We start from the raw sequence: 24,511 nt of genomic DNA on the forward strand, positions 1-24,511 counted from the left end.
GGGGCGACGGATGGTCAGAGCAGGGCGGCGCGCGGGCCGTCGGGCTGCTCCAGCCGACGGTTGGTGACCGAACGGGCGAGCTCCTGCGACTCGTCGTCGGTCAGCCTGCGGAACCCCTCGTCCGTGATGACGGTGACGATCGGGTAGATGTGCCGGTACAGGTCCGGCCCACCGGTCGCCGAGTCGTCGTCGGCGGCGTCGTACAGCGCCTGGACGACCAGGGTGGTGGCCTGCTCCTCCGTCAGATCGGGGCGGAAGAGCTTCTTCATGGAGCCCCGCGCGAAGATCGAACCGGAACCGGTCGCCGCGTAGCCGTGCTCCTCGGAGCGGCCGCCGGTGACGTCGTAGGAGAAGATCCGGCCCTTCTCCTTGGCCTCGTCGTACCCGGCGAAGAGCGGCACCACGGCCAGGCCCTGCATCGCCATGCCGAGGTTGCTCCGGATCATGGTCGAGAGCCGGTTGGCCTTGCCCTCCAGGGAGAGGGTCGCCCCCTCCACCTTCTCGAAGTGCTCCAGCTCCAGCTGGAACAGCTTGACCATCTCCACGGCCAGGCCGGCCGTACCGGCGATGCCGACGGCGGAGTACTCGTCCGCCGGGAACACCTTCTCGATGTCCCGCTGCGCGATCATGTTCCCCATGGTCGCCCGCCGGTCACCGGCGAGCACGACCCCGCCGGGGAAGGTGGCGGCCACGATGGTCGTCCCGTGCGGCGCCTCGACCACGCCTTCCGGCAGCTTGCGGTTGCCGGGCAGCATCTCGGGCGAGTGCGCGCCCAGGAAGTCCATGAAGGACGAAGACCCCGGCGTCAGGAAGGCTGCCGGTAGACGCCCTGTGCCACGATTGTTGGCTTCCACGCGTGTCCCTCCAAGTATGAGACGACCCGACGAGCTGCGTCGGGATCGTCACCCAACTTGCCGATGGCCGTGTTGCAGTTGAAGCACAGTACGCCTCGGACCCTACCCGTCTTGTGGCAGTGATCCACATGTACCGCAGGGCGCTTGAGACAGATACAGCAGAGCCCGCCCTGGGCGGCGATCATTTCGTCCCGGTCAGCCTCGGTCATGCCGTACGAACGCTTGAGATGCCCCGCCCGACCCTGGACGGCCCTGCATGCCGCGCATCGGGTGGACAAGCCGTCAGACGCCGACGCGTTCTTGTGCCACTCGCTGTGCGGCTTGATCTCACCGCACTGTCGGCAGAGCTTATGGCCGGACGGAACATCCACTTTCTCTTTGACGACCTTGCCCCTCGCTGCCTGGCGGCGCCGGTAGTGCGCGGCGCTGTACTCCGCCACGCACTCACGGCACCTCGGCTGAAAGCCGTCGCCGCGATTCCGATCCAGGGCGAACCCGCTCAGCGGCACGTCCCGGCTGCAGCCGCGACACCACTTCGTTCCATTGGACATGAAGCCAATGTTGGCGAGCGCGCCTTAGATTCGAAGGCTATTCGCCGCCTTTTTGTACGAAGCTCCGAACGAAGTCCTCGGCATTCTCTTCGAGTACATCGTCAATCTCGTCAAGTACGGAGTCGACGTCGTCGGAGAGCTTTTCCTGGCGCTCCTTGAGGTCGGTCGATTCCTCGACCGCCGCCTCCTCGACCTCCTCGGTCGAGCGCGTCGCCTTCTGCTGTCCGCCGCCGGTGTCCTTGGTCGCCATGTCTACCTCACCCCGCTCGGTTCGCACGCTCATGTCGAGAGACCCCGGGATTCGGGATCTCTCAAGATCAGACCCTACGTCGGACCCTATAGGGAGGGTCCGACATTCGTCCCCGTACTTTCACAGTCCGGTTCTTCTCATGATTCCCGGACCGGCCGCATTTCAGGCCCGCTCACTGCCCCGAAAGCACCCGGACCAGGTCCTCCGCCGTACGGCAGCGGTCCAGGAGCTCCTTGACGTGGTTGCGGGTCCCCCGCAGGGGTTCCAGCGTCGGGACGCGCTGGAGCGAGTCCCGGCCCGGGAGGTCGAAGATCACCGAGTCCCAGGAGGCCGCCGCCACGTCGTCCGCGTACTGCTCCAGGCAGCGCCCGCGGAAGTACGCCCGCGTGTCCTCCGGAGGCTTGCTCTGAGCCCGCTCGACCGCGGTCTCCTCCACCAGCCGCTTCATCTTGCCGCGGGCCACCAGGCGGTTGTAGAGGCCCTTCTCGGGCCGTACGTCCGAGTACTGGAGGTCCACCAGGTGCAGTCGCGCCGCGTCCCAGTCCAGCCCGTCCCGGCGCCGGTAGCCCTCCAGGATCTCCCGCTTGGCGATCCAGTCCAGCTCGCCCGACAGGCTCATCGGGTCGCTCTCCAGCCGGCCCAGTACGTCCTCCCAGCGGGCCAGTACGTCCTTGGTCTGCTCGTCTGCGTCGGTCCCGAAACGCTCGTCCACGTACTTCCGCGCCAGCTCGAAGTACTCCATCTGGAGTTGCACGGCGGTGAGTGTCCGGCCGCTGCGCAGCGTGATGAGGTGTCCCAGGTCCGGGTCGTGGGAGACCTGGTGGAGGGTGCGCACGGGCTGGTCGACGGCGAGGTCGACGCTGATGAACTGGTCCTCGATCATGGAGAGCACCAGGGCCGTCGTGCCGAGTTTGAGGTAGGTGGAGATCTCGGAGAGGTTGGCGTCTCCGATGATCACGTGGAGCCGGCGGTACTTCTCGGCGTCGGAGTGCGGCTCGTCGCGGGTGTTGATGATGGGCCGCTTCAGGGTGGTCTCCAGGCCGACCTCGACCTCGAAGTAGTCCGCGCGCTGGCTGATCTGGAAGCCGTGCTCGCGGCCGTCCTGGCCGATGCCCACGCGTCCCGCTCCGGTCACGACCTGTCGTGAGACGAAGAAGGGGGTCAGGTGGCGCACGATCTCCGAGAAGGGGGTCTCCCGCTTCATCAGGTAGTTCTCGTGCGTGCCGTAGGAGGCGCCCTTGTTGTCGGTGTTGTTCTTGTAGAGGTGGATGGGCTGGGCCCCGGGCAGCTGGGCGGCACGTACGGCGGCCTCGGCCATGATCCGTTCGCCGGCCTTGTCCCAGAGCACGGCGTCCAGTGGGTTCGTGATCTCCGGAGAGCTGTATTCGGGGTGTGCGTGGTCGACGTAGAGCCGTGCGCCGTTCGTCAGGATGACGTTGGCGAGGCCGATGTCCTCGTCGGTCAGCTGGCTGCTGTCGGCGGCCTCGCGGGCGAGGTCGAAGCCGCGGGCGTCCCGCAGCGGGTTCTCCTCCTCGAAGTCCCAGCGGGCGCGTCGCGCCCGGTGCATCGCCGCCGCGTAGGCGTTGACGATCTGGGACGAGGTGAGCATGGCATTGGCGTTCGGGTGACCGGGGACGGAGATCCCGTACTCCGTCTCGATCCCCATTACTCGCCGTACGGTCATGCGGCCCTCCTTGCCCGGCGGCGCCCCCCTCCGGGGGCGGCGCTCAAGTACCGCTGGTGCTCCGGTGCGTGTGACTGTGCGGTGCCCGTCCCCGCACTGCGCGACCGGCGGTACGGAAGAGCCTAGAACCACTGCGCGCTCGTGGGGAGATCATTTCCGTCATTGAATCTGCCCTGTCACCGGCTGGAATACGGCCGGTCAATCGGTCGGGTAAAGCAGTCGGCTGCGGATGCCCGGGGAGGGCATCCGCAGCCGCTCCGGTTCAGAGGTACTGGCCGGTGTTCGCCACCGTGTCGATGGAGCGTCCGGTGTCCGCGCCTTGCTTTCCGGTGACGAGGGTGCGGATGAATACGATCCGCTCGCCCTTCTTACCGGAGATTCGGGCCCAGTCGTCCGGGTTGGTGGTGTTGGGCAGGTCCTCGTTCTCCTTGAACTCGTCCACGCAGGCCTGGAGGAGGTGGGAGACCCGCAGGCCCTTCTGGTTGTGTTCGAGGAATGCCTTGATGGCCATCTTCTTGGCACGGTCGACGATGTTCTGGATCATCGCGCCCGAGTTGAAGTCCTTGAAGTACAGGACTTCCTTGTCGCCGTTGGCGTACGTGACCTCAAGGAAGCGGTTTTCCTCGGTTTCGGCGTACATCTGCTCGACGACGGTCTGGATCATGCTGTGGACGGTGCCGGCCGTGGAGCCCTGGTGTTCGGACAGGTCGTCCGTGTGCAGGGGCAGCGAGGCCTTGAGGTACTTGGCGAAGATGTCCTTCGCGGCCTCGGCGTCCGGACGCTCGATCTTGATCTTCACGTCGAGGCGGCCGGGTCGCAGGATGGCCGGGTCGATCATGTCCTCGCGGTTGGAGGCGCCGATGACGATGACGTTCTCCAGGCCCTCCACGCCGTCGATCTCGGCGAGGAGCTGCGGGACGATGGTGTTCTCGACGTCGGAGCTGACTCCGGATCCGCGGGTGCGGAAGAGGGATTCCATCTCGTCGAAGAAGACGATGACGGGGGTGCCCTCGCTGGCCTTTTCGCGGGCCCGCTGGAAGACCAGGCGGATGTGCCGCTCGGTCTCGCCGACGTACTTGTTGAGGAGCTCGGGGCCCTTGATGTTCAGGAAGTACGACTTGCCCTGGGCCTGTCCGGTCACCTCGGCGACCTTCTTGGCAAGGGAGTTGGCGACGGCCTTGGCGATGAGCGTCTTGCCGCAGCCGGGCGGGCCGTAGAGCAGGATGCCCTTCGGGGGCCGCAGTTCGTGTTCCTTGAACAGGTCGGGGTAGAGGTACGGGAGCTCGACCGCGTCGCGGATCAGCTCGATCTGGTCGCCCAGGCCGCCGATCTTGTCGTAGTCGATGTCGGGGACCTCTTCGAGGACCAGGTCCTCGACCTCGCTCTTGGGGACGACCTCGTAGACGTAGCCGGAGCGGGGTTCGAGCAGGAGGGCGTCGCCGGGACGGATGGTGATGTCCAGGAGCGGCTCGGCGAGCCTCACCACCCGTTCCTCGTCGGTGTGCCCGACGACCAGGGCGCGCTCGCCGTCCTCGAGGATCTCCTTGAGGGTGACGATGTCCCCGGCCCGCTCGAATTCCATGGCCTCGACCACGTTGAGGGCCTCGTTGAGCATGACCTCCTGGCCGCGCCGGAGGTCTTCCGGGTCGACGCTGGGGCTGACGTTCACGCGGAGCTTTCGGCCTCCGGTGAAGATGTCGACGGTGCCGTCCTCGTTCGCCTGGAGGAAGACACCGAAGCCTGCTGGCGGCTGTGCGAGCCGGTCGACTTCTTCCTTGAGGGCCACGATCTGGTCCCGGGCCTCACGGAGGGTATTCGCCAGTCGTTCGTTCTGTGCGGAGACGCCGGCCAGATTTGTCTGGAGCTCGACGATCCGCTCTTCGAGAATCCTCGTGTGTCGCGGAGAGTCGGCGAGCTTACGTCGCAGGACGGCGATTTCCTGCTCGAGATAGGCAACCTGGCCGGCGGGGTCCTCGGACCCTCGCGCGGGCCGGATGCCGCGGTTGATGTCGTCGTCGTGGGCTGCCACGGTCCTCACCTCCTCCATGGGGAGCTGGACGCTTCCTGACCCTACCTGGGCTGGTGGTGATTGAAACCCCTAGATCACAAAGACGATAGAGGTGTGTCCGATCTTCACCCTTGCGTACTCCCTCACGCCAAGGAAATACCCACCCATCAAACTCGGGAAGCCGCCGGTTGTAAGGTCGAAGTGTTCAACACCCGTCAGGGCCCGCGCGACTTGCTGCGGGTTGTGACCGGGATGGATCACTCACCGCAGGGAACGGCAGGAGATATGACCGTGCAGCAGGAGGCTCCGACCGGCGGCGCCGGTGGGACCGGCGAGCCGCTTGAGGTCTGGATCGACCAGGACCTCTGCACCGGGGACGGCATCTGCGCGCAGTACGCGCCCGAGGTGTTCGAGCTGGACATCGACGGTCTGGCGTATGTGAAGAGCGCGGACGACGAGCTGCTGCAGGAGGTGGGGGCGAGCACTCCGGTGCCGCTGCCGCTGCTCCAGGACGTGGTGGACTCGGCGAAGGAATGTCCGGGGGACTGCATTCACGTAAGGCGCGTTTCGGACGGCGTGGAGGTCTTCGGTCCGGACGCGGAGTGACGTTTCAAACACTCCTGGCGGCTGAGTCCGTCAGCTCCTGGCGGAATTTTCCGTCGGTCCAGCGCCACTTGGCGAGCTGTTTCTTGTCGGGGCAGCAGCGGGGGACCTCGGGGCCGGAGTAGCCGAGGAGGCTCGCGGTGACGGCGCGGTCGCGCACGGTGAGTTCCGTGGCGGTCTGGCGTTGCGGGGTGTCCAGGAGGGTGGCCACGACGCGGGGGCGGGAGCCTTCGGCGGGGTCCTGGGTGAGTACGTAGATGGCGTGCGGCGGGGTGCCGGAGCCCGCGTCGCAGCGGACGGCCGCCACGGTCTCGGGGCGGCCGTCGCCGTCGAGGTCGCCGTGGGCGGTGGCGGTGACGGCCCGGGGCGCGCCCTTGCAGTCGAGGGGGTAGGTGGCGGCTGCGGCGTCGGGGGCGGTGGCCTCGGGCCCGTTCGCGGCGGGTTCCTCGGCGGCGGTGGTGCCGGTCGCGCCGGCGGGGGTGCCGGTGGCCGGCTGTACGAGTCCCGCCGCGGCGATGACGGCGGCCAGGGCGGTGGCCGTGGCGAGCCAGTGCAGGGGCCTGGTCCGGGTGTGGGCCGGGGTGTCCGGGGTTGCCAGCGTGGCGGGGGTGTGCAGCACGCGGGGTGTCTCCTGTGCGAAGGGTGACGGGGAGCCAGCATCGTGCCACACCTCACACGGGGGTGGAACGGCAGGGTCCGGAGCCGTTGCGGAGACAACGAAAAGGCGCTGCGGCGCAGTTCCCCGGTGATGGGGGGAACTGCGCCGCAGCGCCGTCGTGTTGGGTCGGCGGAGGATCCTGAGGGCCGTTATGCGGAGCGGTCGCTGCCGGGGCCCTCGTAGTCCTCGCCGTAGGCGCCCTTGGCGGGGCGGCGGCGGCGCATGGGGGGCTCGACGCCGTCCGCGAGGCGGCGGGCGGTGACGAGGAAGCCGGTGTGGCCGATCATGCGGTGGTCCGGGCGGACGGCGAGGCCTTCGACGTGCCAGTTGCGGATCATCGATTCCCACGGCTGCGGCTCGGCGAAGCAGCCGATCTCGCGGATGGACTCGACGGTCTTGGACAGCTGGGTGGTGGTGGCCACGTAGCAGCAGAGGATGCCGCCGGGGACGAGGGCCTTGGAGACGGCCTCCAGGCATTCCCAGGGGGCGAGCATGTCGAGGATGACGCGGTCGACGTCGGTGTCGGACAGGTTGTCCTGGAGGTCGCCGACGGTGAGCTGCCAGGCCGGGTGGGGTCCGCCGAAGTAGCGTTCCACGTTGGCGGTGGCGATCTCGGCGAAGTCCGCGCGGCGCTCGTAGCTGTGGAGCATGCCCTGGTCGCCGATGGCGCGCAGCAGGAAGCTGCTCAGGGAGCCGGAGCCCACGCCCGCTTCCACGACGCGGGCGCCGGGGAAGATGTCGGCGAAGGCCAGGATCTGGCCCGCGTCCTTGGGGTAGACCACGGCGGCGCCGCGGGGCATGGACAGGACGTAGTCGGGGAGCAGGGGGCGCAGCGCGAGGTACGCGACGTTCCCCGTGGTACGGACAACACTGCCTTCGGGAGCACCGATCAGCTCGTCGTGGGGGAAGGAACCCTTGTGGGTGTGGAAATTCTTCCCGGCTTCGAGCGTGAACGTGTAGTGGCGGCCCTTGGGGTCGGTGAGCTGAACCTGGTCCCCGACCTTGAAGGGCCCGCGTCGGCGGGCGGCACCGGTCGGTTCGGACATGTGACCAGTGTATTGGCTTCAGGACTGGGGCCGTGCCATGGCCTTCACGAAGGCCTTCTCGACGTCGAGGGTGGACAGGACGCCGTAGATGGCGCCGCCGGGTTCGAGGACGAGGTATTCGGTGGCGGGGGTGGCGCGGAGGTGGTCGAGGAGTTCTTCGCCGGTGAGTTCCGCGGAAACCTTCATGCCGTCGGTGAGGTCCTGGGCGAGGGTGCTGACGGCGACCCAGGGGCGGCGGTGTTCGGGGACGGAGGCGATGGCGCTCTCGCGGACGATGGCGGTGGGGTCTCCGTGGCCGTCGACGACGACGAGGGCGCGGGCTCCGGCTTCGTTGGCGCGGCGGAGGGCTTCGGAGAGGGGGGTGGCGTTCTCGACGGGGATGGCGCGGCGGGTGAGGCTGCGGGCGCGCAGTTCGGGGAGGTGTTCGCGCAGGCGGGCCATGCGGAGGCTGTTGCCGGCGCCGGTCCAGATGATGGCGGCCAGGATGGCGGCGAGGAGGGCGTCCATGACGGTGTCCATGCCGCCGATCTCTTCGGTGCGGTTGCCGAGGAGTCCGGTGTGGGTGAGGAGGGGGAGGCCGAGGAGGACGGCGACGGCGAGGGCGCGGCCGACCCAGGCGGCGGCGACGGTGCCGGCCATGGGTTTGCCGGTGACGCCCCAGATGACGGCGCGGAGCATGCGGCCGCCGTCGAGGGGGAGGCCGGGGAGCAGGTTGAAGGCCGCGACGAGCAGGTTGGAGATCATGAGGCCGGCGAGGAGGACGCCGGGGACGGTCGCGGGGTCGACGGCTTTCATGCCGAGGTAGAAGGCGCCGGCGAGGAGGAGGGAGAGGAGGGGGCCGACGAAGGCGAGGACGAACTCCCGGCCGGGGGTCTCGGATTCCTTCTCGATCTCGGAGACTCCGCCGAAGAACTGGAGCTGGATGCGGCGGACGGGGAGTTTGAAGCGGAGGGCGGCGACGGTGTGGGCGAGTTCGTGGACGAGGACGGAGGCGTAGAAGGCGACGGCGAAGAAGAGGGAGACGAGGTAGCGGACGGGTCCGAGGTCGGGCAGGACGCGGTCGAGCTGGTCTCCGAAGACCCAGGTGATGAGGGCGGCGACGAGGAACCAGCTGGGTGAGACGTAGACGGGCACGCCGAAGGGGCGGCCCATGAGGAGTCCGCCGCCCGGTCCGGGGCGCCGGTTGTCGCGCCCGTCGGTCTGGTCGGTGTCTGCCACGTCTGTCCTTCGTTCGGTGCCGGGGGTTCGCGTGTGGTTCTCGTGGTGTACGGCGCGGTGTGCGTAGCGCCTGGTGATGCTCCGATCATGCAGTGCGAGGGGGCTTGGCGTCGATGGTATGCGCGTGCTGTCGGTCGCGGGTCGTAGGGTTTTGTCCATGACGACGAGCCCCGGTGCCGTGCCCGGCGCGGCCGAAGCCGCAAGCCCGAGCGCTGTGGCGCCTTCTTCGCTCTCTCCTTCCCGGGCGAGCGATTTCATGCAGTGCCCTTTGCTGTACCGGTTCCGGGTGATCGACAAGCTGCCGGAGAAGCCGAGTGCGGCGGCGACGCGGGGGACGCTGGTGCACGCGGTGCTGGAGCGGCTCTTCGATCATCCCGCGCAGGAGCGGACGGCGCCGCGGGCGAAGGAGCTGATTCCGGGGCAGTGGGACCGGTTGCTGGGGTCGCGTCCGGAGCTGGCGGAGCTGTTCCCGGAGGGTGATGGCGGGGCGGGGCTGGCGCGGTGGCTGACGGAGGCGGAGGCGCTGGTCGAGCGCTGGTTCACGTTGGAGGACCCGACGCGGCTGGAGCCGGTGGAGCGGGAGTTCTTCGTGGAGACGGAGCTGGAGTCGGGGCTGCGGCTGCGCGGGATCATCGACCGGGTGGACGTGGCGCCGACGGGTGAGGTGCGGATCGTCGACTACAAGACGGGGAAGGCGCCGCGGGCGGAGTACGCGGACGGTGCGCTGTTCCAGATGAAGTTCTACGCGCTGGTGGTGTGGCGGCTGAAGCAGGTGGTGCCGCGGCGGCTGCAGCTGGTGTATCTGGGCAGTGGGGACGTGCTGACGTACGACCCGGTGGTGGCGGACCTGGAGCGGGTGGAGCGCAAGCTGCTCGCGTTGTGGGAGGCGATCCGGGAGGCGACGGAGACGGGTGAGTGGCGGCCGCGTCCGACGAAGCTGTGCGGCTGGTGTGATCACCAGGCGTCGTGTCCGGAGTTCGGCGGTACTCCCCCGGTGTACCCGCTGCCGGTGGTGCCGCGGCCGGGCGGAGCCTCGGCGGGGAGCTAGGGAGTGTCCGCAAAGTAGCGTCGGCCGCCCGGAGGGCGGGCGCGGCAGGGTCCGGTGCGTGCGATTGCAAGGCGGAGGAGGGAGCCGATGCGGAGCATCGGCGACCGACGACAACGCGGCAAGCGCGCGCACCGGACCCCGCCGCGCAGGCGGGACTTTGCCGACACGGCCTTGGGGTCTCGGGGTCAGGGGCGGGATTTCTTGATCGTCGGGTCAGGGCAGAATGGGCGTGTCCGCCGAAGCCGTCCGACGAATACGAGGTATCGCCCGTGGCCATCCGCGTTCTTCTGGTCGACGACCAGCCACTGTTGCGCACCGGCTTCCGGATGATCCTGGAGGCGGAGGAGGAGCTGGCGGTGGTCGGCGAGGCCGGGGACGGCCTGCAGGCGCTGGACCAGGTGCGGGCGCTGCAGCCGGACGTGGTGCTGATGGACATCCGGATGCCGCGGATGGACGGGGTCGAGGCGACGCGGCAGATCACCGGTCCGGGCCGGGACGGTCCGGCGAAGGTGTTGGTGCTGACCACGTTCGATCTGGACGAGTACGTGGTGGAGGCGTTGCGGGCGGGGGCGAGCGGGTTCCTGCTGAAGGACGCGCCGGCCACCGAGCTGGTGCAGGCGATCCGGGTGGTGGCGGCGGGCGAGGCGATGCTCGCGCCGAGCATCACGCGGCGGCTGCTGGACAAGTACGCGGGGCATCTGCCGTCGGGTGAGGAGCGGGTCCCGGACACGCTGGGGACGCTGACCGAGCGCGAGGTGGAGGTGCTGAAGCTGGTGGCGCGGGGGCTGTCGAACGCGGAGATCGCGGCGGACCTGTTCGTGAGCGAGACGACGGTCAAGACGCACGTGGGGCACGTCCTGACGAAGCTGGGGCTGCGTGACCGGGTCCAGGCGGCGGTGTACGCGTACGAGAGCGGTCTGGTCCGGCCGGGGGCGCAGTAGCGGTTGCCGTGGCCGTCGGGAACGGGCACGGGGCCGCACGCGCGAGAGAACCTCGCGCGTGCGGCCCCGTGGTGTGTCCGGGCCCGGTCCGGGTCAGCCCTTGCTGATCTCCCAGAAGCGGAAGACCGTCGAGGCGTCCAGGGACCACTGGAGGCCGTTGACGTTCTGGCGGGTGACGGCGTACTGCTTGCCCTGCCAGAGCGGGAGGAGCGGGAGCTCGTCGGCGACGATGTCCTGGAGGCGGTTGTAGTCGGTGTTGGCCGCGGTGCGGTCGGACTTCGCGGAGGTCGACGGGATGATCGTCCCGGTGATCTCCTTGTTGTCGTAGTTGTTGTTCAGGACGTTGCCCGGGCCGAAGAACGGCTGGGTGAAGTTGTCGGCGTCCGGGTAGTCGGGGACCCAGCCCTTGACGTAGATGCCGTACTTGCCGGCCTGGATGTCCTTCTCGTACTGCTCGTACTCGACGGACTTGACGTCGGCTTCGAAGAGGCCGCTGTCGTTGAGCTGCTTGGCGATGACCTCGAACTGCTGGTCGGTGGAGGGGCCGTAGCGGGACGGGGTCGAGTACAGGGTGACCTTGACCTTGCCGTTGATGTTGGCGGCCTTGAGGACGGCCTTGGCCTTGTCCAGCTGCGGGGTGCCGCCGTAGCGGTCGAAGAACGGCGTGGTGTGGCCGGCGATGCCGGTGGGGACGATGGAGTACAGGGCGGTGGCGGTGCCGGCGTACACGTCCTTGACGAGGGCTTCGCGGTCCACGAGGTAGGCGATGGCCTTGCGGACGGGGAGCTTGCCGACGACGGGGTCGTTCATGTTGAAGACCATGTGCTCGACTTCGGCGCCGGTGCCCTGGACGACGTCGACCTTGTCGTCGCCGGTCTTGGTGGAGGCGAGGGCGGCGATGTCCTTGGCGGCGAGGCCGCGGAAGGCGAAGTCGACGTCTCCGCTTTCGAGGACGGTCTTGAGGCCGGCCTGGTCGCCGTTGAAGAACTTGAGGGTGACGCCGGTGTTCTTGGCCTTGGCCTTGCCCGTGTAGGACTCGTTGACGGAGAAGGTGGCGCTCTTCTCGCTGAAGGAGTCGAGCTTGTAGACGCCGGAGCCGACGGCCTTGTTGTCGGTGCGGAGCTTGTCGGCCGGGTACTCGCGGTGGTCGACGATGGAGCCCGCACCCGAGGCGATCTTGCTCGGGAAGGTGGCGTCGGAGGTCTTCAGGCGGAAGACGACGGTCTGCTCGTCGGGGGCGTCGATGCCGGCGATCGAGGCGAGCATGACGGCGGGGCCGTTCTCGTCGTTGATCTTCAGCGTGCGCTCGAAGGAGTACTTGACGTCCTTCGAGGTGAGCTCGTGCCCGTTGCTGAACTTCAGGTCCTTCTTCAAGGTGCACTTGAAGAGCTTGCTGTCGCCGCCCTCGAAGGCGCAGCTCTGGGCGGCGTCGGGCTCGGGGGTGGTGCCGCCCTTGGGGAAGCTCAGCAGCGACTGGAAGACGTTGTTGAAGAGCAGCCAGGAGCCCGGGTCGTAGCCGGACGCCGGGTCGGTGGACTTCACCTTGTCGGATATGCCCATGACCACGCCCTTGCCGCTGCCGGCATTGGAGCCATCGGTCGAACCGCAACCGCTGAGCAGCGCGGCGGCGGTGGCCGCGCCGAGCGGGGCCGCCAGCCACTGGTTACGTCGATTCACGCGAACGTCCTTCACAGTCGAACTGTTTCGTTGCTCCGGCCCGCGACACCCGCTGCCGGTCTTTGCCTTGCTCAGCCGCTTACGCCGCGGCCGAGCTCCCACAACTGGAGGTCGGAGATGGCGTTGACCGACCACTCCACTCCGGTGATCCCGTCGCGTGCGGCGACGTACTGCTTGCCCTGCCACAGGGGCAGGACGGGTACGTCCTCGGCGACGATGTCCTGCATCTCCGTGACCGCGGGGGCGGCGACGTTACGGTCGACCGCGCGCCGGGACTCGGGGAGGAGCCTGGTGCGCACCGCGCTGTTGGCGTACGGCGTGCCCAGGAAGTTGTCCTGCTCCAGGAACGGGGCGAGGAAGTTGTCGGCGTCCGGGTAGTCGGGGAACCAGCCGAGCCCGTAGGCGGCGTGGTCGCCCTTCTTCTGCGCGGGCCGGAAGTCCGCCCATTCGCTGCCCTGAACGGTGATGTCGAAGAGCTGGGTGGAGTTGAGCTGGGCCTTGAGGGCCTCGAACTCGGCCGCCGTGCCGTCGCCGTAGTGGTCGCTGGTGTAGTGCAGGGTCAGCTTGACCGGGGTCTTGATCCCGGCGTCCTTCAGCAGTGCGGCGGCCTTGGGCGTGTTGGCGTCGCCGTACTTGTTGTAGAAGGAGTTGACGTGGCCGGTCACGGTGGTGGGGACCAGCGAGTACAGCGGCTGGGCGGACTTGCCGTAGACCTTGGAGATGAGCGCGCCGCGGTCGACGGCGGCGGCGAGGGCCTGGCGGACGGCCTTGTCCTTGACGACGGGCGCGTCGGTGTTGAAGCCGATGTAGCGGATCTCCAGGCCGGGCATCGGGACCAGCTTGACGCCCTTGGGCGGGTTGGCGCTGAGCTCGTTGATCTGGGCGGGCGACAGGGTGCGGGAGACCACGTGGATCTTGCCGTCGGTGAGTGCCTTGCCCATGGCCGGGGAGTCGGGATAGGTGCGCAGCTCGACCTTGTCGTTCTGCAGCTTGAGGTCGCCCTTGTAGTGGGGGTTCTTGCTGAAGACGGCGCGGACGAGGCGGTTGTCCTTGACCTCGGCCTTCATCGTGTAGGGCCCGGAGCCGTCGACTTCGAAGCCTTCGCGGAGCTTCTTGGCGTCGTAGTTCTTCTCGCTGACGATGCCGGCGGCGGGGGTGGAGAGCTTGAAGGGGAAGGTCGCGTCCGGGGTCTTCAGGTGGAAGACGACGGTGTCCTCGCCCTTGACCTCGACGTTGTCGAGGGTGGAGAGGAGCGAGGAGGGGCCGTTCTCGTCCTTGATCGCGAGGACGCGGTCGATGGAGAACTTGACGTCCTTGGCGGTGAGCGGGTCGCCGCTGGCGAACTTCAGGCCGGGGCGCAGGGTGCAGCGGTAGCTCTCGTTGCCGGAGTCGGTGAAGCGGCAGGCGGAGGCCGCTTCGGGGACGGGCTGGCCGCCGCCGCGCGGGGTGTGCATCAGCGTCTGGACGGTCTGGCGCAGGATGTTCCAGGCGCCGGCGTCGTAGGCGTATGCGGGGTCGAAGGGGGCGGGAGCGAAGTCTGCGGCCTCGAACCGGTCGGTGGTCCCGACGACGATCGCCGCGGATCCTGCTCCTCCGCCGCTCGCGGTGCCGCATGCGGCCAGCGCGGGGGTGAGCAGTCCGGCCGCGGCCGTCAGCACCATGGTCTTGCGGTTCATGCTGGAAGTACTCCCTGTAACCGGCACTTGCTCAAAGCGGTGTGAAGGGCACGTGGCGGCGGTCGCCCGTTCAGGGCGGAACGATCGGGCCGGTGTTGTGACGATCGGTCCACGCGGTTCCGGCACAGGGGTGTGTGTCCGGGACGGCTGGGTGCGGCGCAGTGCCCGGCTCGACACTAGTGGTCCGGGGCGGGATGGCTGGAACTGGCCGGACTTGGGGCGTAATCGCACTGTGATCGGAGCGAACTGCCTGTTCACAGGCAGGGCTGCGCAGATTCGGTCAGGGGCTGATCAATGTGGACACATTGGAAGCCATGGGGGCCCCTGGACAGGCCCGTCGGGCGTGTGACGCGTGACCAAGGTCACCCTGCGCAACAGCCCCGGAGAGGATGGAATTTCAGCCTCCGGGGCCTGCGGCGGAAGATCCTTCCGTCAGGGTGCGGCGCGACAGGGTTCCGTTCGGTACGGAGCGTGCTCGGGGGATTCCGGTGCGTGGCGATGCATACCGATGTAGGCCAGTGCATGCCGATGTGTCCACTTGGGTGGCGCCGGTCGGGCGGAGCCCGCGTGCTCAGTTCATCGGGACGATGAGGGAGCGCAGGAACTCCAGGTCGACGTCCTCCAGCGAGCGGACGACGGTACGCCCGGGAGCCGGTTCGATCACGCCGACCGAGGGGACGGCCACGACCCGGCAGCCGGCGGCCTCGGCGGCCGCCACACCGGTGTTGGTGTCCTCGATGACCGCGCACCGCGAGGGGTGTGCGCCGAGCGTCCGCGCCGCGAGCAGGTAGGGGTCGGGGTGCGGCTTGGTACGGGGGACCTCGTCGCCGGCGACCGTCATCGTGAAGCGGTCGCGGCCGAGGGTGAGGAGCACCTGGTCGATGACCCGGCGGTGGGAGGCGGAGACGAGGGCGGTGGGCACGTTGTGCCGGGCCAGCTCGGTCAGCAGCCGCTCGGCGCCGGGCATCAGGGGGACCCGGTCGGCGATGCGGGCCTCGAAGCGCTCGTTGAGCAGGACGCTCAGCTCGGCGATGCCGATGGCCGCGCCGGTCGCCTCGATCAGGAAGCCCGCGCTGCGGGTCATGGGGCCTCCGACGACCACGTCGCGCCAGGCGTCCTCCAGGCGATGGCCGAGCTCGCGGAAGATCTCCGCCTCGATCTCCCACCAGAAGCCCTCGGTGTCCACCAGGGTGCCGTCCATGTCGAGCAGCACCGCCTGCAGGGCCGAGCCGTCGGCCGTGCGGGTGACGGGGGCGGGAACGGTGCTCGTCATGCGCGTACCTCTCTGAAGGGACGAGAAGGCCGGTCACCTCTTCCCGCGGGGCATCCCCAGGGGAACAGGCGACCGGCCTGTATGGGACCGACAAGTGTACGTCGGCGGAGCTCAGCGTGCGTTGAAATACTTCGCTTCGGGGTGGTGAATCACGATGGCGTCCGTCGACTGCTCCGGGTGCAGCTGGAACTCCTCCGAGAGGTGGACGCCGATCCGCTCCGGCTGGAGGAGGTCGGCGATCTTCGCGCGGTCCTCCAGGTCGGGGCAGGCGCCGTAGCCGAGGGAGAAGCGGGCGCCGCGGTACTTGAGGTCGAACATGTCCTCGACCGCGGCCGGGTCCTCGCCGCCGAATCCGAGCTCGGCGCGGACGCGGGCGTGCCAGTACTCGGCCATGGCCTCGGCGAGCTGGACGGAGAGGCCGTGCAGCTCCAGGTACTCGCGGTAGGAGTCGGATTCGAAGAGCTTGGCCGTGGCCTCGCCGATCTTCGAACCGACGGTGACCACCTGGAGGCCGACGACGTCGGTCTCGCCGGACTCCTCGGGGCGGAAGAAGTCCGCGAGGCACAGGCGGCGGCCGCGGCGCTGGCGCGGGAAGGTGAAGCGGGTCCGCTCGTTGCCGTCGTCGTCGAGGATGATCAGGTCGTCGCCCTTGGAGACGCAGGGGAAGTAGCCGTAGACGACGGCCGCTTCCAGCAGGTTCTCGGTGTGCAGCTTCTCCAGCAGGCCGCGCAGGCGCGGGCGGCCCTCGCTCTCGACGAGCTCCTCGTACGTGGCGCCGCCCGCGCGGGCCTGCTTGAGGCCCCACTGGCCCTTGAAGAGGGCCCCCTCGTCCAGCCAGGAGGCGTAGTCCTTGAGCGGGATGCCCTTGACCACCCGGGTGCCCCAGAACGGTGGGGTGGGCACCGGGTTGTCGACGGCCACGTCCGAGCGGCCGCCGGACTCCTCCGGCTCCTCCACCGGCAGGGGTGTGTCGCGCTTGGCGACGCGGCGCTGCTTGAGCTCGGGCAGGGCGGCGCCGGGCACGCCGCGCTTGACGGCGATGAGGGCGTCCATGAGGCGCAGGCCCTCGAAGGCGTCGCGGGCGTAGCGGACCTCGCCCTCGTAGATCTCGTGGAGGTCCTGCTCGACGTAGGCGCGGGTGAGGGCGGCGCCGCCGAGGATCACCGGGTAGTCGGCGGCCAGCTTGCGCTGGTTCAGCTCCTCCAGGTTCTCCTTCATGATCACGGTCGACTTCACGAGCAGGCCGGACATGCCGATGACGTCGGCCTTGTGCTCCTGGGCCGCTTCGAGGATCGCGGAGACGGGCTGCTTGATGCCGATGTTGACGACGTTGTAGCCGTTGTTGGTCAGGATGATGTCGACGAGGTTCTTGCCGATGTCGTGGACGTCGCCGCGGACGGTGGCCAGGACGATGGTGCCCTTGCCCTCGTCGTCGGTCTTCTCCATGTGCGGTTCGAGGTAGGCCACGGCCGACTTCATGACCTCGGCGGACTGCAGGACGAAGGGGAGCTGCATCTGGCCGGAGCCGAAGAGCTCGCCGACGACCTTCATGCCCTCCAGGAGGGTGTCGTTGACGATGTCGAGGGCGGGGCGGGTCTGCAGCGCCTCGTCGAGGTCTGCCTCCAGGCCGTTCTTCTCGCCGTCGATGATGCGGCGCTGCAGGCGCTCGTCCAGGGGCAGGGCGAGGAGTTCCTCGGCTCGGCCGGCCTTCAGGGACTTGGTGTTGACGCCCTCGAAGAGGGCCATCAGCTTCTGCAGCGGGTCGTAGTCCTCGGTGCGCCGGTCGTAGATCAGGTCGAGGGCGGTGGAGACCTGCTCCTCGTCGAACCGGGCGATCGGCAGGATCTTGGAGGCGTGCACGATGGCGGAGTCGAGGCCGGCCTTGACGCACTCGTCGAGGAAGACCGAGTTCAGCAGGACGCGGGCGGCCGGGTTGAGGCCGAAGGAGATGTTGGACAGGCCGAGGGTGGTCTGGACGTCCGGGTGGCGGCGCTTGAGTTCGCGGATCGACTCGATCGTGGCGATGCCGTCGCCGCGGGACTCCTCCTGGCCGGTGCAGATGGTGAAGGTCAGGGTGTCGATGAGGATGTCCGACTCGCGGATGCCCCAGTTGGCCGTCAGGTCGTCGATGAGGCGCTCGGCGATGGCGACCTTGTGCTCGACGGTGCGGGCCTGGCCCTCCTCGTCGATGGTCAGCGCGATGAGCGCGGCGCCGTGCTCCTGGGCCAGCCGGGTGACCTTGGCGAAGCGGGACTCGGGGCCGTCGCCGTCCTCGTAGTTCACCGAGTTGATGACGGCGCGGCCGCCGAGCTTCTCCAGGCCCGCCTTGATGACGGGGACCTCGGTGGAGTCCAGGACGATCGGCAGGGTCGAGGCGGTGGCGAAGCGGCCGGCGAGCTCCTCCATGTCGGCGACGCCGTCGCGGCCGACGTAGTCCACGCAGAGGTCGAGCATGTGCGCGCCCTCGCGGATCTGGTCGCGGGCCATCTCGACGCAGTCGTCCCAGCGGCCCTCCAGCATGGCCTCGCGGAACTTCTTGGAGCCGTTGGCGTTGGTGCGCTCGCCGATCGCCATGTACGAGGTGTCCTGGCGGAAGGGCACGGTCTGGTAGAGCGAGGCGGCGCCGGGCTCGGGCCGGGGGTCGCGCGGGGCGATCGCGGTGCCGCGGACCCGCTCGACGACCTGGCGCAGGTGCTCGGGGGTGGTGCCGCAGCAGCCGCCGACCAGGGAGAGGCCGTACTCGCGGACGAAGGTCTCCTGGGCGTCGGCGAGCTCGGGGGCGGTCAGCGGGTAGTGGGCGCCCTGCTTGGTCAGGACGGGCAGGCCGGCGTTGGGCATGCAGGAGAGCGGGATGCGGGCGTTGCGCGCGAGGTAGCGCAGGTGCTCGCTCATCTCGGCGGGGCCGGTGGCGCAGTTCAGGCCGATCATGTCGATGCCGAGGGGCTCCAGCGCGGTGAGGGCCGCGCCGATCTCGGAGCCGAGCAGCATGGTGCCGGTGGTCTCGACGGTGACGGAGCAGATCAGCGGGACGTTGACGCCGAGCGCCTCCATGGCGCGGCGGGCGCCGATGATGGAGGACTTGGTCTGCAGGAGGTCCTGGGTGGTCTCGACGAGCAGCGCGTCGGCGCCGCCGGCGATCAGTCCCTCGGCGTTGGTCTGGTAGGCGTCGCGGATCTGCCCGTAGGTGATGTGGCCGAGGGTCGGCAGCTTGGTGCCGGGGCCCATGGAACCGAGCACCCAGCGCTGCTGTCCGGTGGAGGCGGTGAACGCGTCGGCGACCTCGCGGGCGATGCGGGCGCCGGACTCGGAGAGCTCGAAGTTGCGTTCGGCGATGTCGTACTCGGCGAGGGCGGCGTAGTTGGCGCCGAAGGTGTTGGTCTCGACGCAGTCCACGCCCACCGAGAAGTACGCCTCGTGCACCGTGCGGACGATGTCGGGGCGGGTGACGTTGAGGACCTCGTTGCAGCCTTCGAGCTGCTGGAAGTCCTCCAGGGTGGGGTCCTGCGCCTGGAGCATCGTTCCCATGGCTCCGTCGGCGACGACCACGCGGGTCGCGAGCGCCTCCCGAAGGGCATCGGCCCGGGTCTGGGTGTCGGCGGGCGGGTTCGGCAGCGATGCCATGGAGTGCTCCCTGGGATGCGACGGCTGTCGGCTTTGCACCCCCTCTGTGTCAAGGGTGCACGCGGCCAGCGTAACCGCGAGGCACCGGCCCCGGTGTGGGTGTCCCACGTGGCGGACTGCATTCTGTGGCGGGGGCTTGTCCGAGGTGTCCCGGTGGCGGTACGGCGAACAGATCTCCTACGGTGCGCGAGGTCGGCATCGACCGATACTGTTCAGCATTGTCGAACCACGTCAATATGGTCAGTGATACCGAAGGTCAGCAGGAGGCTGCGCGATGGCACGGAACATCCAGTCGCTCGAACGAGCCGCTGCGATGCTGCGACTCCTGGCGGGCGGCGAACGCCGGCTGGGGCTCTCGGACGTGGCGTCCTCGCTGGGCCTGGCCAAGGGCACGGCCCACGGCATCCTGCGCACCCTGCAGGCCGAGGGCTTCGTGGAGCAGGACCCGGCCTCCGGGCGCTACCAGCTGGGCGCCGAGCTGCTGCGCCTGGGCAACAGCTATCTGGACGTGCACGAGCTGCGCGCCCGCGCCCTGGTGTGGACGGACGACCTGGCCCGGGCGAGCGGCGAGAGCGTGTACGTGGGCGTGCTGCACCAGAGCGGGGTGCTGATCATGCACCACGTGTTCCGGCCCGACGACAGCCGCCAGGTGCTGGAGGTCGGGGCCATGCAGCCGCTGCACTCGACCGCGCTGGGCAAGGTGCTGTCGGCGTACGACCCGGTCGCGCACTCCCAGGCGATGGAAGTGGAGCGGGACCCCTTCACCCCCCGCACGGTCACCGACGCCGTCGGCTTCGAGGAGATCCTGGGCCTGACCCGGGCGCGCGGCTGGGCCGCGGACGTCGAGGAGACGTGGGAGGGCATCGCCTCGGTGGCGGCGCCGATCCACGACCGGCGCCGGATGCCGGTGGGCGCGGTGGCGGTCGCGGGCGCCGTGGAGCGGGTCTGCGGCGAGGCCGGGGAGCCCCGTGCGGCCCTCGTCGCCTCGGTGCGGGACTGTGCGCGCGCGGTTTCACGCGATCTCGGCGCAGGCCGGTTCTGACCTCCCTTTAACAGGCTCCGGCCACCACCTGGCCCCCTTCTGCCCATTTTTCGCCATATCTCGACCTTGAGATGGCCGGATTTGGCTGATCACACGTGCTGGTAACGATCCGACACATTGGCCTGGCCGACCCTTGACGCATTCTTCACCTGGGCGGAAAACTGCCGTTCACCGGTCGACATTGTCGAACACCTACCGGCAATACGCGCTAGGATGCGACAAGGCCAAGGACCGGTGCAGCACTCACCGAGTGCGCGGAACAACCGGAGGGACCCGGGTTCCGCCCACCCCTGGACGTACGTAAGGAGTCGCGGGTGTCCAGCTCCGACATCTTCATCGGCGAGACCATCGGTACCGCCCTGCTCACTCTGCTCGGCGGTGGCGTCTGCGCCGCAGTGACACTCAAGAGCTCCAAGGCCCGCAACGCGGGCTGGCTCGCGATCACCTTCGGCTGGGGCTTCGCCGTACTGATCGCGGCCTACGTGTCCGCGCCGCTCTCCGGTGCGCACCTCAACCCGGCGGTCACCGTCGGCCTCGCCGTCAAGACCGGCGAGTGGGGCGACACGCCCGTCTACTTCGCCGGCCAGCTGCTGGGCGCCATGCTCGGCGCGGTGGTGATGTGGGTGACCTACTACGGCCAGTTCCGCGCTCACCTCTCCGACCCCGAGCACATCCGCGACGCCAAGCTCGGCCCGGAGGACCCGCACCCGCACGACGTGGCCGGCCCCGTGCTCGGCATCTTCTCCACGGGCCCCGAGATCCGCAACGTCGTGCAGAACCTGGCGACCGAGATCATCGGCACCGCCGTGCTGGTCCTGGCGATCCTGACCCAGGGCCTGCAGGACGGCGGCAAGGGCCTCGGTGTCATCGGTGTCCTGATCACGTCCTTCGTGGTCGTCGGCATCGGCCTCTCCCTGGGCGGCCCGACCGGCTACGCCATCAACCCGGTCCGTGACCTCGGCCCCCGAATAGTCCACGCCCTGCTGCCGCTCCCCAACAAGGGCGGCTCCGACTGGGGATACTCCTGGATCCCGGTGGTCGGCCCGCTCGTCGGTGCCGTGCTCGCCGGCGGTCTTTACAACATCGCGTTCGCCTGATCAGCATCTGCCGCGCTCGTAAGATCCGCACCGCACTCCTGATTCCGCCTACTCACCAGACCTGCCAGGAGCAGCCATCATGACCAGCAGCACCGGCCCCTTCATCGCCGCGATCGACCAGGGCACCACCTCCTCCCGCTGCATCGTCTTCGACCGCGACGGCCGCATCGTCGCCGTCGACCAGAAGGAGCACGAGCAGATCTTCCCGAAGCCGGGCTGGGTGGAGCACGACGCCACCGAGATCTGGACCAACGTCCAGGAGGTCGTCGCCGGCGCCATCGCCAAGGCCGAGATCACCGCGGCCGACGTCAAGGCGATCGGCATCACCAACCAGCGCGAGACCACCCTGCTGTGGGACCGCCACACCGGCGAGCCCGTCCACAACGCGCTGGTCTGGCAGGACACCCGCACCGACGCCCTGTGCAAGGAGCTCGGCCGCAACGTCGGCCAGGACCGCTTCCGCCGCGAGACCGGCCTGCCGCTGGCGAGCTACTTCGCGGGCCCGAAGGTCCGCTGGCTGCTCGACAACGTCGAGGGCCTGCGCGAGCGCGCCGAGGCCGGCGACATCCTCTTCGGCACCATGGACTCGTGGGTCATCTGGAACCTCACGGGCGGCGCCCAGGGCGGTGCGCACGTCACCGACGTCACCAACGCCTCGCGCACCATGCTCATGAACCTGCACACCCTCGCCTGGGACGAGAAGATCGCGGAGTCGATGGGCGTCCCGCTCAACGTGCTCCCCGAGATCAAGTCCTCCGCCGAGGTCTACGGCCACGTCAAGGACGGCGTCCTCGCCGGTGTCCCGGTCGCCTCGGCGCTCGGTGACCAGCAGGCCGCCCTCTTCGGCCAGACCTGTTTCGCCGAGGGCGAGGCGAAGTCCACGTACGGCACCGGAACGTTCATGCTGATGAACACCGGCGACAAGATCATCAACTCCTACAGCGGCCTGCTGACCACGGTCGGCTACCAGATCGGCGACCAGAAGCCGGTCTACGCCCTGGAGGGCTCCATCGCCGTCACCGGCTCGCTCGTCCAGTGGATGCGCGACCAGATGGGCCTGATCAAGTCCGCGGCCGAGATCGAGACGCTGGCCTCCTCCGTCGAGGACAACGGCGGTGCCTACTTCGTGCCGGCCTTCTCCGGCCTGTTCGCCCCGTACTGGCGCTCCGACGCCCGCGGTGTGATCGCCGGCCTCACCCGGTACGTCACCAAGGCGCACATCGCCCGTGCCGTCCTGGAGGCCACCGCCTGGCAGACCCGCGAGATCACCGACGCCATGACCAAGGACTCGGGCGTCGAGCTCACCGCCCTCAAGGTCGACGGCGGCATGACCTCCAACAACCTGCTGATGCAGACGCTCTCGGACTTCCTGGACGCCCCCGTGGTGCGCCCGATGGTCGCCGAGACCACCTGCCTCGGCGCCGCCTACGCCGCCGGCCTGGCCGTCGGCTTCTGGCCCGACACCGACGCCCTGCGCGCCAACTGGCGCCGCGCGGCGGAGTGGACCCCGCGGATGCCCGCCGAGCAGCGGGATCGCGAGTACAAGAGCTGGCTCAAGGCCGTCGAGCGGTCCATGGGCTGGGTCGACGACGAAGACGCCAGCTGACCGCACCAGCTGAGTCAATCGACGAGGAGCTGAAAGAGATATGAGCACCCTGCAGAGCGTCCCCGCCCTGGGTACGCACCCGACCGCCGTCGCGAACGCGAGCCGTGCCGAGACCCGTGAGCAGCTGGCGAAGGCCACGTACGACCTGCTGGTCATCGGCGGTGGAATCCTGGGCACCTCGGTGGCCTGGCACGCCGCGCAGTCGGGTCTGCGGGTTGCCATGGTGGACGCCGGCGACTTCGCCGGCGCCACCTCCTCGGCCTCCTCCAAGCTCGTCCACGGCGGCCTGCGCTACCTGCAGACCGGCGCGGTCAAGCTGGTCGCGGAGAACCACCACGAGCGGCGGGTGCTGGCCAAGGACGTGGCCCCGCACCTGGTCAACCCGCTCACCTTCTACCTGCCGGTCTACAAGGGCGGTCCGGTGGGTGCGGCCAAGCTGGGCGCGGGCGTCTTCGCCTACTCCGCCCTCTCGGCCTTCGGCGACGGCATGGGCAAGGTCATATCCCCCGCCCGTGCCGTCGCCGACAACCCCGGTCTGAAGACCGACAACCTCAAGGCCGTCGCGGTCTACTACGACCACCAGATGAACGACTCCCGCGTCGCCGTCATGACGGTCCGCGCGGCCGTCGAGTCGGGTGCGGTCGTCCTCAACCACGCCGAGGTCACCGGGCTGCGCAAGACGCACGGCCGGGTCACCGGCGCCGAGCTCAAGGACCGCCTGGACGGTACCGAGTTCGGGATCGACGCCCGTGTCGTGCTCAACGCCACCGGCCCGTGGGTGGACCACCTGCGGCGCATGGAAGACAAGCACTCGATGCCGTCGATCCGCCTCTCCAAGGGCGCGCACATCGTCATGAAGCGCAAGTCGCCGTGGAAGGCCGCCATGGCCACCCCGATCGACAAGTACCGCATCACCTTCGCCCTCCCGTGGGAGGACCAGCTGCTGCTCGGCACCACCGACGAGGTGTACGAGGGCGACCCGGCGGACGTGCGCGCCACCGAGTCCGACATCCAGCAGATCCTGGACGAGGCGGCCTTCTCGGTGAAGGACGCCGACCTCGACCGCTCGCTGATGACGTACGCCTTCGCCGGCCTGCGCGTGCTGCCCGGCGGTCCCGGCGGCGTGGAGAAGGCCAAGCGCGAGACCGTCGTCTCCGAGGGTGCGGGCGGCATGCTGTCGGTCGCCGGCGGCAAGTGGACCACGTACCGCCACATCGGCCGCGTCGTCATGGACAAGCTGGCCAAGCTCCCGGGCAGCCCGCTGACCGAGGACATGGAGCCCGTGAAGTCCCTCGTGCGCCGCATCGCGCTGCCGGGTGTCGCCAACCCGAACGCGGTCGCGCACCGGCTGCTGGTGGACCGTGAGCCCGGCACCCGGATGGACCCGCTGACCGCACGCCACCTGGCCTCGCACTACGGCTCCCTGGCCTTCGACATCGCGCGCATCGCGAACGAGGACCCGGCGCTGGCCGAGCGCATCCACCCGGACGGTCCGGAGATCTGGGCGCAGGTCGCCTACGCCCGTGACAACGAGTGGGCCGAGACGGTCGACGACGTGCTGCGCCGCCGCACCACGGTGACGATCCGCGGCCTGGACGACGACGCCGTCCGGGCCCGCGTCGAGGAGATGCTGGCCCGCAAGGCATAGCTCTCACGCA

The 24,511-nt window shown here is 69.0% G+C and carries 19 protein-coding genes; 7 read left to right on the forward strand and 12 right to left on the reverse strand.

Going from position 1 to position 24,511, the window contains the following annotated elements:
• Positions 1-14 precede the first annotated feature (14 nt).
• From prcB to arc, 5 genes are all read right to left on the reverse strand, one after another.
• On the reverse strand, positions 15-854 hold the full coding sequence (gene prcB / locus IG86_RS0134155) for a proteasome subunit beta (protein WP_030902148.1): 840 nt from the start codon (positions 852-854) through the stop codon (positions 15-17).
• On the reverse strand, positions 806-1,405 hold the full coding sequence (locus tag IG86_RS41810; RefSeq protein WP_030902150.1) for an endonuclease VII domain-containing protein: 600 nt from the start codon (positions 1,403-1,405) through the stop codon (positions 806-808). The genes prcB and IG86_RS41810 overlap by 49 nt, the downstream gene beginning before the upstream one ends.
• A gap of 37 nt (positions 1,406-1,442) precedes the next feature.
• Positions 1,443-1,655, reverse strand: coding sequence for a ubiquitin-like protein Pup (locus IG86_RS0134165; protein WP_030233608.1), 213 nt, complete (start codon positions 1,653-1,655; stop codon positions 1,443-1,445).
• A 172-nt stretch (positions 1,656-1,827) separates the two neighbouring features.
• Positions 1,828-3,339 carry a depupylase/deamidase Dop gene (gene dop / locus IG86_RS0134170; protein WP_030833381.1) on the reverse strand — a complete coding sequence of 504 codons (1,512 nt, stop codon included), beginning with the start codon at positions 3,337-3,339 and terminating at the stop codon, positions 1,828-1,830.
• 262 nt (positions 3,340-3,601) lie between these two features.
• Positions 3,602-5,368, reverse strand: a complete 1,767-nt coding sequence (gene arc / locus IG86_RS0134175) for a proteasome ATPase (RefSeq protein ID WP_030655926.1) — start codon at positions 5,366-5,368, stop codon at positions 3,602-3,604.
• A 264-nt stretch (positions 5,369-5,632) separates the two neighbouring features.
• Here arc and IG86_RS0134180 point away from each other — a divergent pair, with 264 nt between their 5' ends.
• Complete coding sequence (locus IG86_RS0134180; RefSeq protein WP_030655924.1) at positions 5,633-5,953, forward strand: ferredoxin; 321 nt, start codon at positions 5,633-5,635, stop codon at positions 5,951-5,953.
• Between the two features lie 4 nt (positions 5,954-5,957).
• On the opposite strand, the gene IG86_RS0134185 is transcribed toward IG86_RS0134180, so the two are convergent.
• The 3 genes from IG86_RS0134185 to IG86_RS0134195 form a co-directional block, all read right to left on the reverse strand.
• On the reverse strand, positions 5,958-6,569 hold the full coding sequence (locus IG86_RS0134185; protein ID WP_030833378.1) for a hypothetical protein: 612 nt from the start codon (positions 6,567-6,569) through the stop codon (positions 5,958-5,960).
• Between the two features lie 188 nt (positions 6,570-6,757).
• Positions 6,758-7,654: a tRNA (adenine-N1)-methyltransferase gene (locus IG86_RS0134190; RefSeq protein ID WP_030833375.1), complete on the reverse strand. Its 897-nt coding sequence runs from the start codon at positions 7,652-7,654 to the stop codon at positions 6,758-6,760.
• Positions 7,655-7,672: 18 nt separating this feature from the next.
• On the reverse strand, positions 7,673-8,872 hold the full coding sequence (locus tag IG86_RS0134195; RefSeq protein ID WP_030902153.1) for a site-2 protease family protein: 1,200 nt from the start codon (positions 8,870-8,872) through the stop codon (positions 7,673-7,675).
• A 157-nt stretch (positions 8,873-9,029) separates the two neighbouring features.
• On the opposite strand from IG86_RS0134195, the gene IG86_RS0134200 reads away from it, so the two are divergent.
• Complete coding sequence (locus tag IG86_RS0134200) at positions 9,030-9,920, forward strand: RecB family exonuclease (protein ID WP_199814490.1); 891 nt, start codon at positions 9,030-9,032, stop codon at positions 9,918-9,920.
• Between the two features lie 269 nt (positions 9,921-10,189).
• The gene (locus tag IG86_RS0134205) at positions 10,190-10,861 is read left to right on the forward strand and encodes a response regulator (protein WP_030833366.1); all 672 of its coding nucleotides are present in this window, start codon (positions 10,190-10,192) and stop codon (positions 10,859-10,861) included.
• A 93-nt stretch (positions 10,862-10,954) separates the two neighbouring features.
• Here the strand turns inward: IG86_RS0134205 and IG86_RS0134210 are convergent, their stop codons facing one another.
• The 4 genes from IG86_RS0134210 to metH form a co-directional block, all read right to left on the reverse strand.
• A complete protein-coding gene (locus tag IG86_RS0134210; protein WP_030833363.1) occupies positions 10,955-12,538 on the reverse strand; it encodes an ABC transporter substrate-binding protein in 1,584 nt (527 codons plus the stop codon).
• 71 nt (positions 12,539-12,609) lie between these two features.
• Positions 12,610-14,214 carry an ABC transporter substrate-binding protein gene (locus tag IG86_RS0134215; RefSeq protein ID WP_030833352.1) on the reverse strand — a complete coding sequence of 535 codons (1,605 nt, stop codon included), beginning with the start codon at positions 14,212-14,214 and terminating at the stop codon, positions 12,610-12,612.
• Positions 14,215-14,785: 571 nt separating this feature from the next.
• Entirely contained in the window at positions 14,786-15,487 is a 702-nt protein-coding gene (locus IG86_RS0134220) for an HAD family hydrolase (RefSeq protein WP_030833349.1), read from the reverse strand.
• A gap of 111 nt (positions 15,488-15,598) precedes the next feature.
• On the reverse strand, positions 15,599-19,108 hold the full coding sequence (gene metH / locus IG86_RS0134225; protein ID WP_030833345.1) for a methionine synthase: 3,510 nt from the start codon (positions 19,106-19,108) through the stop codon (positions 15,599-15,601).
• A gap of 274 nt (positions 19,109-19,382) precedes the next feature.
• Between metH and IG86_RS0134230 the strand changes: the two genes are divergently transcribed.
• The 4 genes from IG86_RS0134230 to IG86_RS0134245 all read left to right on the forward strand — a co-directional run bounded on the left by IG86_RS0134230 (position 19,383) and on the right by IG86_RS0134245 (position 24,501).
• On the forward strand, positions 19,383-20,150 hold the full coding sequence (locus IG86_RS0134230; RefSeq protein ID WP_030902158.1) for an IclR family transcriptional regulator: 768 nt from the start codon (positions 19,383-19,385) through the stop codon (positions 20,148-20,150).
• 314 nt (positions 20,151-20,464) lie between these two features.
• Complete coding sequence (locus tag IG86_RS0134235; RefSeq protein ID WP_030655906.1) at positions 20,465-21,247, forward strand: MIP/aquaporin family protein; 783 nt, start codon at positions 20,465-20,467, stop codon at positions 21,245-21,247.
• A 79-nt stretch (positions 21,248-21,326) separates the two neighbouring features.
• On the forward strand, positions 21,327-22,853 hold the full coding sequence (gene glpK / locus IG86_RS0134240) for a glycerol kinase GlpK (RefSeq protein WP_030833339.1): 1,527 nt from the start codon (positions 21,327-21,329) through the stop codon (positions 22,851-22,853).
• Between the two features lie 40 nt (positions 22,854-22,893).
• Positions 22,894-24,501: a glycerol-3-phosphate dehydrogenase/oxidase gene (locus IG86_RS0134245; RefSeq protein WP_030833336.1), complete on the forward strand. Its 1,608-nt coding sequence runs from the start codon at positions 22,894-22,896 to the stop codon at positions 24,499-24,501.
• Positions 24,502-24,511: the final 10 nt, after the last annotated feature.

Source organism: Streptomyces virginiae, assembly GCF_000720455.1.
GTDB classification, from domain to species: Bacteria; Actinomycetota; Actinomycetes; order Streptomycetales; family Streptomycetaceae; genus Streptomyces; species Streptomyces virginiae.